Genomic DNA, 13,969 nt, shown 5'->3' with positions numbered 1-13,969 from the left:
CTTTCCCTCCTCCAGCATACACTGGACTGAGCGCCGGGGCCTCCGGTCTGCGGCGCCATCCCTTCCAAAGGAGGATTCCACCCAGATGGAAAACAATCCCGATACCAACAAGCCCTCCACACCTCCCACCGCCCCCAATGGCTGCGGTGCCGGCCAGGGATCGCTTCCCGGCCGCTGCGGTGCGCTGGCGTTTCCCTTTGTGGCTATGCAGGAGAATAACCCTGTCCGCTTCAGCCGGATGGAGGCCCTCCAGACCGGCACACTGTTTCCCGGCCTGGACCTGCCCTTCAAAGCGGCCATTCAGGCCAAGACCCAGCTGAAAAACACCGCCCTGGTGGAGCTGATGGCGCTGGACTTTGCCATCGACGAGCTGGGGCTCTACCTTGTGACCCATTCCCAGGATCAGGAGGCTTTGCAGCTGTACTGGTCCTACATCAAGCTGGCCCAGGAGGGCCGGCAGAAATATCAGGAGCTCTACGGGCCCCTGCTCCAGACGGATCTGACCCCCGAGGACGGGTACGCCTGGCTGAAAGACCCGTGGCCCTGGGATGAGGGAGGGAACGCCTAATGTTTGTCTATGAGAAAAAACTCCAGTACCCGGTGAAGATCAAAAATGTCAACCCCAAGCTGGCCTCCATCATCATCTCCCAGTACGGCGGGCCTTACTTCATTAAACTATAATTAAAGTCACCATCATCTTCCTGTAGCAGCCACCTCTCCCGGCAGCCGTTCCCGTTTTGTATTCAAATTGCTCTCGACAGAGGCTGTTTTCTCATGCTATACTGGCTCCACCAATTTATTTGGGAAACGTACCACCGTATGATTTGCTGTATAATTCGGAGGAAAACACGATGAAACGACACTGTCTGAACCTGTTTTTGGCCTTGTCAATGACAGCGGCTTTGCTGACCGGCTGCGGCAGCGAGGCCCAAAATACCGCCGACACAGATGCCATCTCCTTTGAGGCTGTGGATATGGACGGCAACACCGTCACGGAGGAAGTCTTTACCCAATCCAAGTTGACCATGGTCAATGTCTGGGCCACCACCTGTAACCCCTGCCTCAGTGAGATGCCGGACCTGGGAAAGTTGGCCGACGAGTATGATCCGGCGGACTTTCAGATCATCGGTATCGTCAGCGATGTGATGGAAGGTGCGGACCAGACATCTCTGGACGAAGTAGAGGGACTCATCAGCGAGACTGGCGCCGATTACACCCACCTACTGCTGAACGAATCCCTTTATTACGCCCTGCTGACGGACGTCTCCGCCGTCCCCACCACCTTCTTCATCGATGACAGCGGAACGGTCCTCCGTTCGGTACTGGGGGCCAAAGAAAAAGCAGACTGGGAGGAACTGATCGATGGACTTCTGGCGGAGCAGTAAGCATCGGGCCTGGCTGCTGGGCGTGGGAATCGGGCTTTTGTGTCTGGCGGCCGGCGCCGTCCTGGGCCAGTCGTCCATGGTCTGGCAGAAAGCGGTGATGATCTGCATGGAGTGTATCGGGTTGGGCTGAAGATGATGAAAAAACTGCGTTTGACCGTTCAGTTGGCTTTCTCCATCGTCACCAACGGATATACCTACGGCTTTTTGCAGGGGAAGATCTACCGGGGTGGTCTGAAATATGCCTGTGTTCCAGGCCTCAACTGCTACTCCTGCCCGGGGGCGGTGGCCTCCTGCCCCATTGGGGCTCTCCAGGCCCTGCTCAACCAGCGGGAAATCACGGTCCCCTTCTGGGTCCTGGGCTTTTTGTTCCTGTTTGGGAGCCTCTTGGGCCGGTTCGTCTGCGGGTGGCTGTGCCCCTTCGGGTTGGTTCAGGACCTGCTGCACAAGATCCCGCTGTTCCGCAAGCGGAAGCGTCTCCCCTTCCACCGGATCTTGAAGTACGGAAAATACGCAGTCCTGGTGGGGCTGGTGGGGATCGGCTCGGCGTTTTTGTTTACCGGGTTTGCCAAGGTCCCGGCCTTCTGCAAGTACCTGTGCCCCTCCGGCACCCTGCTGGGAGCCCTGCCGCTGCTGGCAGCCAATGAGGCGCTGCGGAGCCAGGTGGGCTGGCTCTTTTCCTGGAAGGCCACCGTCCTGTTGGTGATCGTGCTTCTCTCCATCAAAGTATACAGGCCCTTCTGCCAGTATCTGTGCCCCCTGGGGGCGATCTACGGCTGGTTCAACCGGTTCAGCCTGGTGCAGATCCACTGGGAGGCGGAGCAGTGCACCCACTGCGGCGCCTGCCAGGCGGCGTGCCCCGTGGATCTCTCCGTGGAGGAGATCTCCCGGTCTGCAGAGTGCATCCGCTGCGGCAAGTGCGCCGCGGCCTGTCCCCAGGGCTGCCTCCACTTCTTCCGAGCTGGCCCGCAGGCTGCCTCCCGCACAGACCCCGGCACCGCCTCCGGTGATGCCTCCAGATGACTGAAAAAGCGCCCCGACGATTTCCAATGTCATTAAGTTAATTTTTGTGGCCAACTTGAAAAAGTACCCACCTCATTCAAAATGGGATGGGTACTTTTTGCCGTAATGGCAAAGATGCTTATTATGTCAATTCAGCATTTTTCTAATAATCTCTCTATCCCAGAGCAAAACACCCGTTCTCTTTGCGTGTTCTATCGCCTGTGGTGTAAATGTGCTATTTGTCATGACAACCCCTACATCACAGCTATAATATATTCTTCCAGAGCATACTTCCATTACTGAATGATTCCCAACCGGATTTCTATAACGCTTACATTGAATCGCATATTTCCTGCTATCTTTCTCCGCTATAATATCAACTCCTTGGTCTCCGGTTGCTTTTGTCTGCTTTATCATTTCATATCCGTTCTTTCGCAAAATATTGACGCAAAGATTTTCGAATTCCGTACCAGTCATTGCATCAACTTGTTGCATATTAAACGGTTGCCTTGAATTATATGTACTTTGAACCTCTTTTCTTCTATTTTTGTTAACAAACAGGACAATTATGACGCACACGAAATAGAAAACAAAGTATCCACCCACGTAAAGCATAGGCACTTGATACAGGGGAAAGTCTTGATTTTGTGGCAACCCTGCTGTTCCTAGCATCCATAGTGTCCAAAAAATCAAGACACCTACTTTCAATCCTGTATTCTTGCCAAACCACCATCCGACAATCGATTTTAACTTCAGAATTACATTTTTCAAAAGGGCTTTTAATCTTTCCCCCAGGCGCATGTCTACATCTTCCTTTTCGTGCTTATCTGTTGTTATATTCACAGTATAGCTACTTTGACCCAATAACACAAGGTGTGTTGTTAGGTCAACTGGGTGATTCCGGGGCGCTTTTCTTATCCGTTCAGGCTGGGGATGATGTTCCAGCTTCTCTCCGGTCGCCCATACCAGGGTGCGTCGTCCAGTGTGCTGGCCGAATACCCGGCGGCATAGTACAGGGCCGTTTTCTGTGCGTTGTTCAAATCCATGGAGTCAATGAACTGCATCACCTTTCTCTTTTTAGACCCAGAGATCGTCTTCCCCACCGCATTCTTGTCGGCACTGAGCCCGGAAATACCTTCCCGGAAGGAGACGAACTGCTCCGGTTTTACTCCCAACTGATAGGCGCTCATAAGGCTCTCATACTCCGAGTCCTCCATCATCTCCCCCAGAACGGCCAGTTGGTCCTGCTGGGAAAGTCCGTAGTCTACCACGGTACGGTACCTCTGCAAATCGGTAACGGTGTCTTTTCCCGCCTCCGGTTCCAAAGCATCCATCTTCGCAGTCAATCCCCCGGCCTGCCCCGGCGTCAGGCCACTCTCGATGTATCCGGCATACCGCTTTCCGGATGCGGACGACGTGAAGGGGTACGTCTCGGCCAGCTCATTCCAGCTGAGCCCCTGCGCCATCAGCCCCCGCAGAACCTCCGGCTGACTGCTGTTCTGTCCGGCAATGGCTCCTGCATACACCTCCAGCTTTTCCTGATCGCTGAGATCCGCACGGGCCAATGCCTGGGCCTTTTCCGCCGTGTCCTCTTCGGGCCGGATGCTCTGAAGTGCGTCATAGACCGCTGTCCGGTCTGCTCCGCTGCGTTCCATTTCCTTGACAAACTGCGTCTCTTTGGCGGAGAGGCCAGTGTTCCCGGAGGCGTAGAAGTCCCTGGACTCGGAAAGTCCACTGTTTCCAAAGAGCACCGCCTGCACAATATTGAAGGGGTCTCGCTCTACCGGATACTGCATACGCTGGTTGTTTCCATACCCGTACATTCTGCCGCCGTCCAGAATCGTCTGCACGCCCTGGGCCGTTTTTTGTACTTGTCGGCCACCGGGCAGCATGGACGCTCCCAACGTCAGGAGCGCGCCTCCCATCTCCCCGGACAATACGCCGGAGTTTTTGGCCGCCTCCCCAACACCCTGCGCCGCTTCGGCAATGTTGGTCAGGGGCATGGTCTGATCTCCCAGCCCCAGGATTCCGGCGGCATTGCGCACAAAGGGCACGTCGTTGAGCAGGTTATACACCAGGTCGTCTGTGGCCTGTCCCAGATTGAACGGCGTCTTCTCCTCTTCTTTGTTGTCTCCGTCATCAAAGAGCGGCTCCCCGAACAGCTGTTCCCAGCCGGAGTTCACCAGATTCTTCAGCCATTCGTTGGTACTCATGCCCGCACCGGATGCAACGAAGTTCGTCAAATATCCCAGCACATCAAACGGTGCCGGGGTACCGCCGTAGGCTGCCTCGGTAATCCGATTGAGTAAAAAGGCGGAGCACAGCCCCTTTACAGTGATTGTCGCAACGGCACGGGCGCCCGCCTTCTTTCCATGTTCCGCCGCCATCTGCCGGTACTGATACGGGAGATCCTGCGTGATATGGTCCCAGCTGTTGACCGCTTCCGTCTGGAACAGGTGCAGCATCTGATTGAGAAGGTTTTTGCTCTCATACGCCAGCGGCCGGGAGCCCTTTGCCCGGGAGGCCATGATAGAAGTGGCGAACCGGTTGGCCTGATCCATGGCCACGGAACCATCCACGCCCTGGCTGAGCAGCTGCTCGTACTTGCTCTGGACCGTCAGGGCGGATACCAGGCTGTCCATCAGATCCGCCGGCTTGAAAAGGGCCGTCACAAACCGGTCCATCCCGCTGTCGTCCGCCGTCAGATACTCGATGCCCTTCTTGCTGGTCAGCAGGTCGCTCTGGTCAAAGAGCTCCGTGGCCTTGATATTCCAAATTCGTCCACCGGTGGACTTCACCAGGTCCGCCGCCGCCTTCGCCACGGACTTTCCATCCACTTCCGCCAGCAGCTGGGCAAGCTGTGCGCTCTGGTTGAGGGCCGAGGAGAGATTTCCCGCCACCTGGGCCCTGGCAAAGGCAGACACCAGCTTATTGCCCGCATTGAGGCTGGTTCTGCCGGCGGTGTACTCCATACCCCGGTCCGCCATGGACTGCTTTCCGGCCAGGATATTGGCGTAATTGTCGATGTACTTCACAAACTCGCTGTATCGGGTCATGTGCTTGACGTCGTCATACAGCGAGTCGATGTAATTCTCCAGCTCCGCCCGGGCATCCTGCGGACTCAGGGTGCTGCCCTGGCTGATCCGCCCGGCGTCCCGCAGGACCTCCACCTGGTCTTTTGCCTCCATATTTCGCAGCCCTTCTGCATGATCGATGGCGTCGGAGATCTCCTCCGGTCCATAGGTCTTACGCAGATAACGGGACAGCCCCCGGAGCCTTGCGATGTCGTCGGTATGGTAAAGAATGTCCGCCAGATACCCGACATAGGACTCATAGCCCGCCGCCGCGTCATAGTCCGTACTGGTTCCCCTCCGGGACTGGAAATATGGGTTCCACCGCTTCCCCGGCTTGTAACTGGCCGTAAGGCCGGAGATCGAGGTGGGAAGCACCATAGCATCTGTGTTCACACCCATGGACCGCAGGGCGGACAGGAGTTTATTCTGGGTGTCCTCTCCCTGCATGTGGGGCGCATAGCCCTTGATGAATCCGATGGTGCTGTATCCGTGGGCGGTGAGAAAGTCATTGATGGCATCATAAAAGAGATCGTACTGTTTTCCATAGGTGTCCACGGCATTTTGGATCTTCACCCGGTCCATCGCCCCGGAATCCAAAAGCTCCTGGTTCTGCATCCAGCGGGAGAGCCGCTGGGCCAGATCCATGTCCTCCCGGTCCAGGTGGAGCTCTTTGGCCGTGTCTGCGGCGTCCTTTCCGTTTTTCAAATTCTCCGCCGCATTGCGGATGCTCTCAGCCATCTCCATGGAGGCCACGGTCTCACCTACAAAACGGTCCTCCAGCATCTGCTGAACGACGGAGCGCTCCTGACGGGTCAGGGGGCTTTCCCGCCCTGTGCTGTCCCGGAAGGTCCGTACAGCATCCAGCATCCGGTTGGTAAAGCGGAGCTTCTCCGCCTCGTTCTGCTGGACCGGATAGATATAAGTCCGGTTGATCGTCTCCCCCAGCTCATCCCCGAAGATCTTCCGCATGGCCCGCTCCGGTGTCATCTCGTTCATGCGCAGCATGGAGATCATCCTGGCATTGTCGTCGTCCTTCAGCAGATCCCGGGCCAGCTGTTCGGTTTCCTCCCGGATCGCCTGTCCCCGCAGTTTGACTCCGTCCACAGCCTTGAAGCTGTTCTCCGCCATGTAATAGTCAGCCAGCTCCTCCACCACCGCCCGGTGCATGGAGGCCGGGATGTCCGCCGCCGTGTAATCCCCCTCGGCGATTCCTTTTGCGAAGGTCTTTTCACCCCGGGTGGGGTTCAGCCGCCGTTCCGCTTCCTGCCGGGCTTTCACGGTGCGCTTTCGTCCCTCCTCCCGTCCCCGAAGTAACTGAGCGCCAGTATACTCCCCCAGATCTCCCTGTACATGGACGCCCAGAGCATCCAGTGCACCGCTGCCTCGGGTGGGCCGCGGATTCTTGACGGAATCCGACCCAGAAGATATAATAGAATTATAAGAAGAAGGACCTTGCGGCGGGACGTTTCGGACGTTGTGTTCAGGGCCGGCGGTATCGCTGGTATTGGACACCGTATCTTGCGGGCCCTTCTTTCTGATGTACAGGGTATCTGTCTGGAGGGAATGCGTTCCGTCCGCCACGGCTTGCGCCGTGATGTAGTAGTCTCCGATCCGCTTTTCAAACAGCAGCGTCGGAAGACCTCTGGCATCTGTGTTGCCGGAAAGGGAAACGCGATCCGGAGAGGAAAGCACCTGCGGAATATTGGCGGCCGTCTCAGGCGTCAGCGCCACTTGTCCTCTTGCAGCTTCTGCCTGGGCGTCTCCATGGTTCTTGAACATGTGACGCACGGAATCGCCATGGATGACAGCAGTGTATCCGCTGATATTCAGTCCCGTGTCCGCCAGAACCTTCCTCGCAACGGCATCCGGCACCTTTCCCAGATATGCCCGGTCCACATTCTGCTTGTTGGCCAGGGCGTTTTTTACGAAGTCCACAGCCTCCTGGAAGGTGGATACGATCTTGTTTTTCGCTCCTGAGGAGAGGTTGACCCGCTCCTGCTCCGTCAATGCCGTCAGTCCGTTCTCATTCACCGCCGCCTCCCCTCTGGGGGCGGCGGTTTTCTGCTGCGGGAGTCCAGCATCCAGCCGGGGCGTGATGTCATAATCGGAAGGATCGTCCCACGTTTCCCGGGACTGAAGATCTTCTCCGGACAGTCCGCGGCTCATGGCCACGTCCACTCCGCCGCCAAGACCGCCCATCACTGCGCCGATCAAGCCATCGTAAAGCGTATTCGCCAGGTACTCCGGGTCCTGATATTGGGAAAGCGCCGTCTTGTCGTAGGTGATCCGCTGCAGCAACGGCTGCAGCACATCCTCTGCGATCTCCTCGCCCCCCTCTCCCAGCGCTGAGAGTGCGATCTTTCCCGCAGCTGTCTGCCCCAGCTTCCCTGCTGCTTTTTCCATGGCTTGATCCAGTACACCTGCGCCGAACATCTTCCGGAAGGGCGCGGCCACGTTGGAGAGCTTTTCTGTTGCCGCGGAGAGCGCGCCGCTGCCAACTGCATAGGCCAGCTGGCGACCGAAGGATGCCCCGGACTTCTCCGCCTCCTGTGCCGCTGCACCGGCGGACCGGGCCGCCACAAAGGGCAGGGCGCTGCCGCCGGTAAGCGCCGCCAGCAGTGCGTCTCCCGCCATCTGTGTCCCCGCCACACCAAGATCTACGGCAAACTGTCCGGCCTTTCCCAGCCCCTCCTTGGCCTGGGCAATGTCCCGCTCCGCAGATTCTCCCAGCCGATCCGAAAGGCCGGAGAGTTTCTTTCCTACGCTGTCAATATTTTTGGTCTCCTGCTCCATGGCATCCCGATAGATGCCGGAAGACTGTTCCGCCCGCTTTGCCAGCTGCTCCAGCCGCTTGCGGGCCGCCTCATCGATCACTGTTCCGTCGTCCATAGTCCCACGGGTCAGCATCTGCCGGTAATGCTCCGCGTTTTCCGTCTCCTGCACGGAGCGCCTACGGTTGGAGCTGGCGGAATCGTTGAGTGCGGACAGCCCCGAAGCGGCAAGCCGCCCCAGCCCCGTCCAGGCAGATGCAGTCTGCTTTGCCGCACCCTTTACGGTCCCGCTCAGGGCGGAGGGCTTGTCCACGGAAATCACCTGGCCGGTGGTGCTGTCCACTACTTCGCCGTTGGTAGAGGGATCTCGAAGCGCATGCAGAATGCTTCCGATTATGCCGGTATTCTTCCCGGAGCTCCCGCTCGCTGCCGAAGACGTCTTTTTCTGCTTGGCCGGCGTTGAAGCCGCCGGGGCCGGAACAAGCGTGTACGCCTTCTTCCGCACCGCCTGGATCTGGTCCTGGTTTGGTGATGCCGTGCCGTAAACCCGTTTCCGCAATTCTTCACTCACACTCGCCATGGCTTCCTCCTTATCCCTGCTCGATGCCCAGTGCCTGCAAAATGGTGGCCACGCCCAGCTCGTTGATCTTTCCTGCGTCCACCTGCTCCAGCAAATATTCCTCGACCCGCTGCTTGGTGGCATTCTGATTCACCATGGCCTGCACCGCGCTGAGGGTCATGCCGTAAGCCGGGCCATAAGCGCCGGCGCCCGAGTTCTGCAGGATGGTATCATACGACGGCAGATTCGACTGCTTGACAGACAGCTGGCGGTTTCCCTGCATGGCTGCCCAGGCCTCGTCCGCCGTCAGGCCTCCGGCGGCATTTCTGGAATCATTGCCCCACATCCCGTCCGCCGTTACCCCCAAGGCCTGCTGCATCTGGCGTACCTGGTCAGCGGTGAGTGAACCGTTGTCATACCCTCCGGCGGACCGGGAAGACCGGGAAGATCGGGTGGACGCAGTCCGGGCAGCGGAAGAGGCTACCGCCGGTGTTCCGCTCATCTCCGCCAAAACACTGCTGCGGATCGCCTCCGCCTCCTGCTGGCTGAGATTTGCCTGGGAGAGCAGATCTGTTCCCGGCATGATACCCATGCCCAGCAGCTGCAGCGCCCGGTTGTAGGCCGTATTCTGCTGTTCGGCGTTGATCTGCTGCTGACTGGCCTGCATCTGCTGCTGGTTCCAGTAGTTGGTGTTCTGCATCTGCTGCTGATTCTGCACATAATTGAGCCAGTTGGACTGCATGGACTGGAGATAGGCCTGCAGCTCCTGAGCCGCCTGCAGATCACCGGTGAGCTGTGCATCCCGGATGGCCCGCTGCAGTTCCACAATCACCTGCTGGCGCTGGTTTTCAATGTCCTGCAGGTTGTTTTCGTAGTTGGTCTCTGTCTCAATGCGCTGGCTGTCCGCCATGCCTCCGGCATATCCGGCCGCGCTGAGCTGCTGATCCAGATTCTTCTGCCCCAGCATCTTGGCAACATAGGCCTGCCGGGCCAGCTCGTCGGAGTCCTTGTTGGTCTGCTCGATCTGGGCGTTGTAGTTGTTTACGGCCTGCTGGACCGCCGCCTGGATACGCTGCTGTGTGGCATCTGTGTACTGGTCATATCCCATCTGTGCCAGGAACTCCTCAAAACTGGGGACCTCAAACTGGGGCATCTGCTGGTTTTCCGGAAGGTACTGGGAATAGTAGTCCGTGGTGGACTGACTGCCCTTGTAATCCGGCGAAGAGATCTTCTGGTTGCGCATCTGCTCATAGATGGCGGCAGACGTGTAATCTCCCTTTGCCACCGCCTGGTTGATGAGCGCCTGATAGTTGATGCTCTGGCTCACGCCCCCATAGTTTCCATGGGAAGTCCCCGTGCTTCCGCTGCTGGACCCGCTGCCCATGATATCGCTGCTTCCCTTGTAGGGATCACTGCCGCCGTACATGGCGTCGATCTTGTTCTGCCGCTCCTGCTGGAGCTGGCTGATGTAGCTCTGACTTGCACCATTGTTCTGGGCATTCTTGATGGCCAGCGAGTAATCCGTATTGGGATTATAGTACCCGGAAGTTCCCTTGGAAGAACCACTTCCGCCGGAGCCCCCCTTGGAACTTCTTTCGGAACTCCCGGAGGAGTTTTGGCTTCCAGTCCCACTGCCCTTGGACCAACTCCCGTTAGAGCCTTCACTGTACCCCTGCGCCTTCAGCGCCGCTGAAACAGAACCATGTTCTTTGACCAGGTCATTGAAATTGGCCATATTTACTCCTTTCTCACACCAGCCCCGCCAGCTTGGCCAGGCGATACGCCACCAGCATCAGCTGCCGACGGGTCACGGGATCATCCAGGTGCATCTCCCCATCATCATAGCCTGCCATAACACCGGCAGACTGCACCCAGGCCTCCGCCAGCTCCGCTTCCGTAGGCTCAGCCGGTTCCGCAGGGGCTTTCTGCGGCTCCTCCGGCACCCAGGCAAGGCCCAGATATGCCACGATGCCCCGGGCCTCGGCAGCGGCCACAGCGGCTCTCCAGGCACCGTCTTTCAGGTTTGCCACGTCCTCCTGATTGGTGTGGAAGCCGTGCTCAATGAGCACCGCCGGGGCGGTGGTGTGCTTGAGTACATACAGCGCCGGGTCGTACACGATGGGCGCAGACCGCACCGTCACGCCGGCGGCACGCACCTCTGCCAAAATGGCGTTGGCTGCCTTCTCCCGCTCACCGCCGGAGCCATAGAGATAGCAGCTCCACCCCTTGGCGCTGGACCACCCGCTGCCGCCGGCCGCGTTGGAGTGCAGGGAGACAAACAGGTCCAGCCCCGGGATGCCGTTGGCGATGGCGCACCGCTGGGCCAAGCTCACCGCCCCGCCGTCCGGCCGGGTCTCCGTCACCGCCACGCCGCAGCGCTCCAGATGGGCCCGGATACGCTTTGCCATGTCCAGGGCAAATTCATGTTCATAATAGGTGCCGTCCGGGCTCTTGTTGGCCAGATTCCCGGCGTCGTGTCCGGCGTCCAGCACCACGGTCTTCTTCTCGCTCACAGGCTTTTCCTCCTCATGATTCAGCCACAGCAGGATCAGCGTGTTGGAGGGGTCCCGGCCCTCCATCATCACACCCGCTGCTTTCACATACACATTGACCTTTCCGCCCCCGTCCATCATGACGGCGAACCGGCACCCTTGCCGGGCCATATAGTCCCGCAGCTCCTCCGGCGTACAGGCGCCGCTGGAGCCGTCTGTGGCGCCGTAGGTGATCCACTCCGTGTCCGTGAGGCCCACGGCCACCCGACCCCGACGGCCGCTCACATCTGCCCCGTAATAGAGCTTGGGCTGGGGCTTGCCCTCTCGCACCAGCAGGCAGTTTGCCACATAGTTGGTCCGGGCACAGCTTCCACCGGGCGGTACCAGAACCTCCGCTGCGTCGGGACCGGTGTCCCAAGCGATGGCCCAGTAGTTGTACTCCGGGTCCGCAAAAAGCACCTTCCCGTCTGCTTTTACCGGGCAGACAGGCTTCCAGCGGCCCGGGTCGTAAAATGCCGCCGTCATGGCAATGTCCGGCTGCTGCTCCGCCACGATCTCAGAAAGTGATTTCTTTCCGCTGTTCACATACACCGCCGCCCGCCGGATGGCGGAGAGGGGCGTCCGTTCGATATGTACCATGCACATCCTCCTTTTTGAAAAAGGCGCGGCCCTGGGGCCGCGCCTTTGCCTTATTCCGCCGGTTCGGCTTCCTGGTCCTCCCCGCTGTGACGGGGCCAGGCCATGATGGCGTCAAACTGCGCCCGGTCTCCCGCCTGGAAAGCGGCGTCCAGCTCCTCCTCAAAGGCGGCCTCCTGGGCCCGCAGCTCAGCAATGGCCGCTTCCCGCTTGGCCTGGGTGTCCATAGTGGCGTTCCACTCGTTCTGTGCGGTCTTCCAGTCCACGCCGGAGTCAAAGCCATCCAGGGGCTCTGCGCCGTTGATGCAGCCCTGCCGGAACAGCTCCCAGCCCATTTCGATGCCGGAGGGGTTGCCCCGCCGCTGGTCCTCCACGCTCAAGACTCTCATGTCATACGCATACTGCTTCAGATTCATGATGTACTACTCCTTTCAGTCTTTCGTAGTTGTATCTCCGCTGCCGTCTCCGGCAGATCCGGACGTCTCTTCCCCGCCGGTGATCTTCTCCCCGGCGGTGTCCACCGCGTTCTTGCTGATCTCCAGGATGTTCACCAGCCAGGCAGGCACCGGCGCGCCGAAGGTCACGGCGTGCTCCGCCAGGCTCCCCAGCTCCCCGATGATGTACCACACGATCACCAGCGGCGCCAGCAGCACCGAATAGGTAAACGGCAGCGTGATGCCGGGCACGTGGTCAATAATGGTCCCGATGAGCCAATCCGCCACCAGGGCGATGCACACCACCAGGATCATCCCGCCCTTGTGCCAGGCACCCTCCCGCATCTTGGAGCTGGCCCAGCGGCCTTCTTTGGCCGCTGCGGCGCTGCCGATCAGCCAGTCCGAGAGCATCAGCAGCACCCAGGCCACCACCAGCCAGCCGAACCATCCCCACACAGCGGTCAGCGTCGCCGCCACCGCCGCGATCCCCGCCTTGATTCCCAGCAACAGCGTCATTTTATCGTCCATGTCGTTCTCCTTCCCCGGCTCTGCCGGATCATATCAGTTTGTATGTAGGTTTTCGCCCGCCCGTTACGGCCCATCTGAGCCAGTCAAACATGGGGATAAATACCAGACACAGCACCCACCACACCAGGAAAAACTGGGGACAAATCTGGCCCAGGATATTTCCCCACATGTGGCTGTAATCCCAGATCCCCAGGCCCAGCCAGACATTCAGTATCAGCCCTGCCGCAAATTCCGCAGCCGTTGCCAGGGCGGCACAGACCAGAGCCTGCCAGATAAGCGGCACCTCCCAGGGCAGCTGCTCGCCGCACCGCTCCACCGGGACCGTCAGCAGCATGGCTAGCACCAGCATGGTCCAGCTGATTCGCTCCGGTTCGTGGGTTACGCTTTTGAATGCCACCTCCAGGAGAAAATACACCGTCCCTCCCCAGCTCCAGAGGAGCATGGAGAGGACCCTCTGCCCCGCCCCGCTCATGCGGACACCTCCCCGGCGGCCGCCAGGATCTGCGTCATATTGGCCGCCAGATCTTCCGGCATGCCGTCTGCCGTGTAAGTGATGCGTTCCAGCTCTTCCGCCGTCTCTGTCCGGCGGACCCACGTCAACAGATGATTGCAGAGGGTTCGGTGGTATAATACGTGGGCCACGGCAGCCTGCGAAACCGCCCGGATTTCATCTGCGGAAAACATACGGCAGAGGCATCTCTTGGAGTGATACGGATACTCAGTTGCGCCGGCGTCCACCGAACCCAACGCCGTGGTCAGGTTGATCTGATCTGTTTCCGTCAAATCAAAGTGCTCCATGCCCTGATTGGTCTGCACGTCTGTCCCTGCTGTAATGGCATCGTGACAGGCATCAGAGAGCTCATCTTCCTTCGCTGCCCGCAGTGCCTCCAGATCCGGTTCCGCCGGCTCCGGAGCCGGTTCGTTGGTCAGCACCAGCACTGTGCCATCCAGATAGGCCCGCAGCCAGTCTGACACCGTGTCCGTCCGCAGGTGCATCCCCGTGTCAGTCTCCAGCCGAACCGTCTCACCGATAGCCGGCGGTACCGATGCCAGCGGATAACGCACTCCCCCCCCTGTGATGCCCGGGGGTT

General features: G+C 59.2%; 12 protein-coding genes and 1 pseudogene. 5 read left to right on the top strand and 8 right to left on the bottom strand.

What is annotated here, in order from left to right:
• Window positions 1–85: 85 nt before the first annotated feature.
• The 5 genes and pseudogenes from QZL67_RS07970 to QZL67_RS07950 all read left to right on the top strand — a co-directional run bounded on the left by QZL67_RS07970 (window position 86) and on the right by QZL67_RS07950 (window position 2,405).
• Window positions 86–568, top strand: a complete 483-nt coding sequence (locus tag QZL67_RS07970; protein WP_022290195.1) for a spore coat protein CotJB — start codon at window positions 86–88, stop codon at window positions 566–568.
• Window positions 568–663, top strand: a pseudogene (locus tag QZL67_RS07965) (manganese catalase family protein); the annotation flags it as partial. The gene QZL67_RS07970 and the pseudogene QZL67_RS07965, both read left to right, overlap by 1 nt.
• Window positions 664–851: 188 nt before the next feature.
• On the top strand, window positions 852–1,385 hold the full coding sequence (locus tag QZL67_RS07960; protein WP_022290193.1) for a TlpA disulfide reductase family protein: 534 nt from the start codon (window positions 852–854) through the stop codon (window positions 1,383–1,385).
• Entirely contained in the window at window positions 1,363–1,515 is a 153-nt protein-coding gene (locus QZL67_RS07955) for a CD1871A family CXXC motif-containing protein (protein WP_022290192.1), read from the top strand. Before QZL67_RS07960 ends, QZL67_RS07955 begins: the two co-directional genes overlap by 23 nt.
• Window positions 1,516–1,517: 2 nt before the next feature.
• On the top strand, window positions 1,518–2,405 hold the full coding sequence (locus QZL67_RS07950) for a 4Fe-4S binding protein (RefSeq protein ID WP_022290191.1): 888 nt from the start codon (window positions 1,518–1,520) through the stop codon (window positions 2,403–2,405).
• 126 nt (window positions 2,406–2,531) lie between these two features.
• Here QZL67_RS07950 and QZL67_RS07945 read toward each other — a convergent pair whose 3' ends face one another.
• The 8 genes from QZL67_RS07945 to QZL67_RS07910 all read right to left on the bottom strand — a co-directional run.
• Window positions 2,532–3,185, bottom strand: a complete 654-nt coding sequence (locus QZL67_RS07945; RefSeq protein WP_022290190.1) for a restriction endonuclease — start codon at window positions 3,183–3,185, stop codon at window positions 2,532–2,534.
• Window positions 3,186–3,298: 113 nt separating this feature from the next.
• Window positions 3,299–8,572 (bottom strand): hypothetical protein, encoded by a 5,274-nt coding sequence (locus tag QZL67_RS07940; protein ID WP_292920131.1) that lies wholly within the window; start codon window positions 8,570–8,572, stop codon window positions 3,299–3,301.
• A gap of 247 nt (window positions 8,573–8,819) precedes the next feature.
• Window positions 8,820–10,523, bottom strand: coding sequence for a hypothetical protein (locus QZL67_RS07935; protein WP_022290188.1), 1,704 nt, complete (start codon window positions 10,521–10,523; stop codon window positions 8,820–8,822).
• Window positions 10,524–10,536: 13 nt separating this feature from the next.
• On the bottom strand, window positions 10,537–11,919 hold the full coding sequence (locus QZL67_RS07930; protein WP_022290187.1) for an N-acetylmuramoyl-L-alanine amidase: 1,383 nt from the start codon (window positions 11,917–11,919) through the stop codon (window positions 10,537–10,539).
• A gap of 50 nt (window positions 11,920–11,969) precedes the next feature.
• Window positions 11,970–12,332: a hypothetical protein gene (locus tag QZL67_RS07925; RefSeq protein WP_022290186.1), complete on the bottom strand. Its 363-nt coding sequence runs from the start codon at window positions 12,330–12,332 to the stop codon at window positions 11,970–11,972.
• Window positions 12,333–12,347: 15 nt separating this feature from the next.
• Window positions 12,348–12,878 (bottom strand): phage holin family protein, encoded by a 531-nt coding sequence (locus QZL67_RS07920; protein WP_022290185.1) that lies wholly within the window; start codon window positions 12,876–12,878, stop codon window positions 12,348–12,350.
• 28 nt (window positions 12,879–12,906) lie between these two features.
• Window positions 12,907–13,350, bottom strand: coding sequence for a hypothetical protein (locus QZL67_RS07915; protein WP_022290184.1), 444 nt, complete (start codon window positions 13,348–13,350; stop codon window positions 12,907–12,909).
• The coding region (locus QZL67_RS07910) for a hypothetical protein (RefSeq protein ID WP_292920129.1) at window positions 13,347–13,969 on the bottom strand (623 nt) is incomplete at its 5' end. The genes QZL67_RS07910 and QZL67_RS07915, both read right to left, overlap by 4 nt.

Origin of the sequence: Oscillibacter sp. CAG:155, from assembly GCA_000436875.1 — a bacterium.
GTDB lineage: Bacteria > Bacillota > Clostridia > Oscillospirales > Oscillospiraceae > Oscillibacter.
The sequence above is the reverse complement of the archived record's forward strand: the minus strand, read 5'-3'. Positions and strand labels throughout refer to the sequence as shown.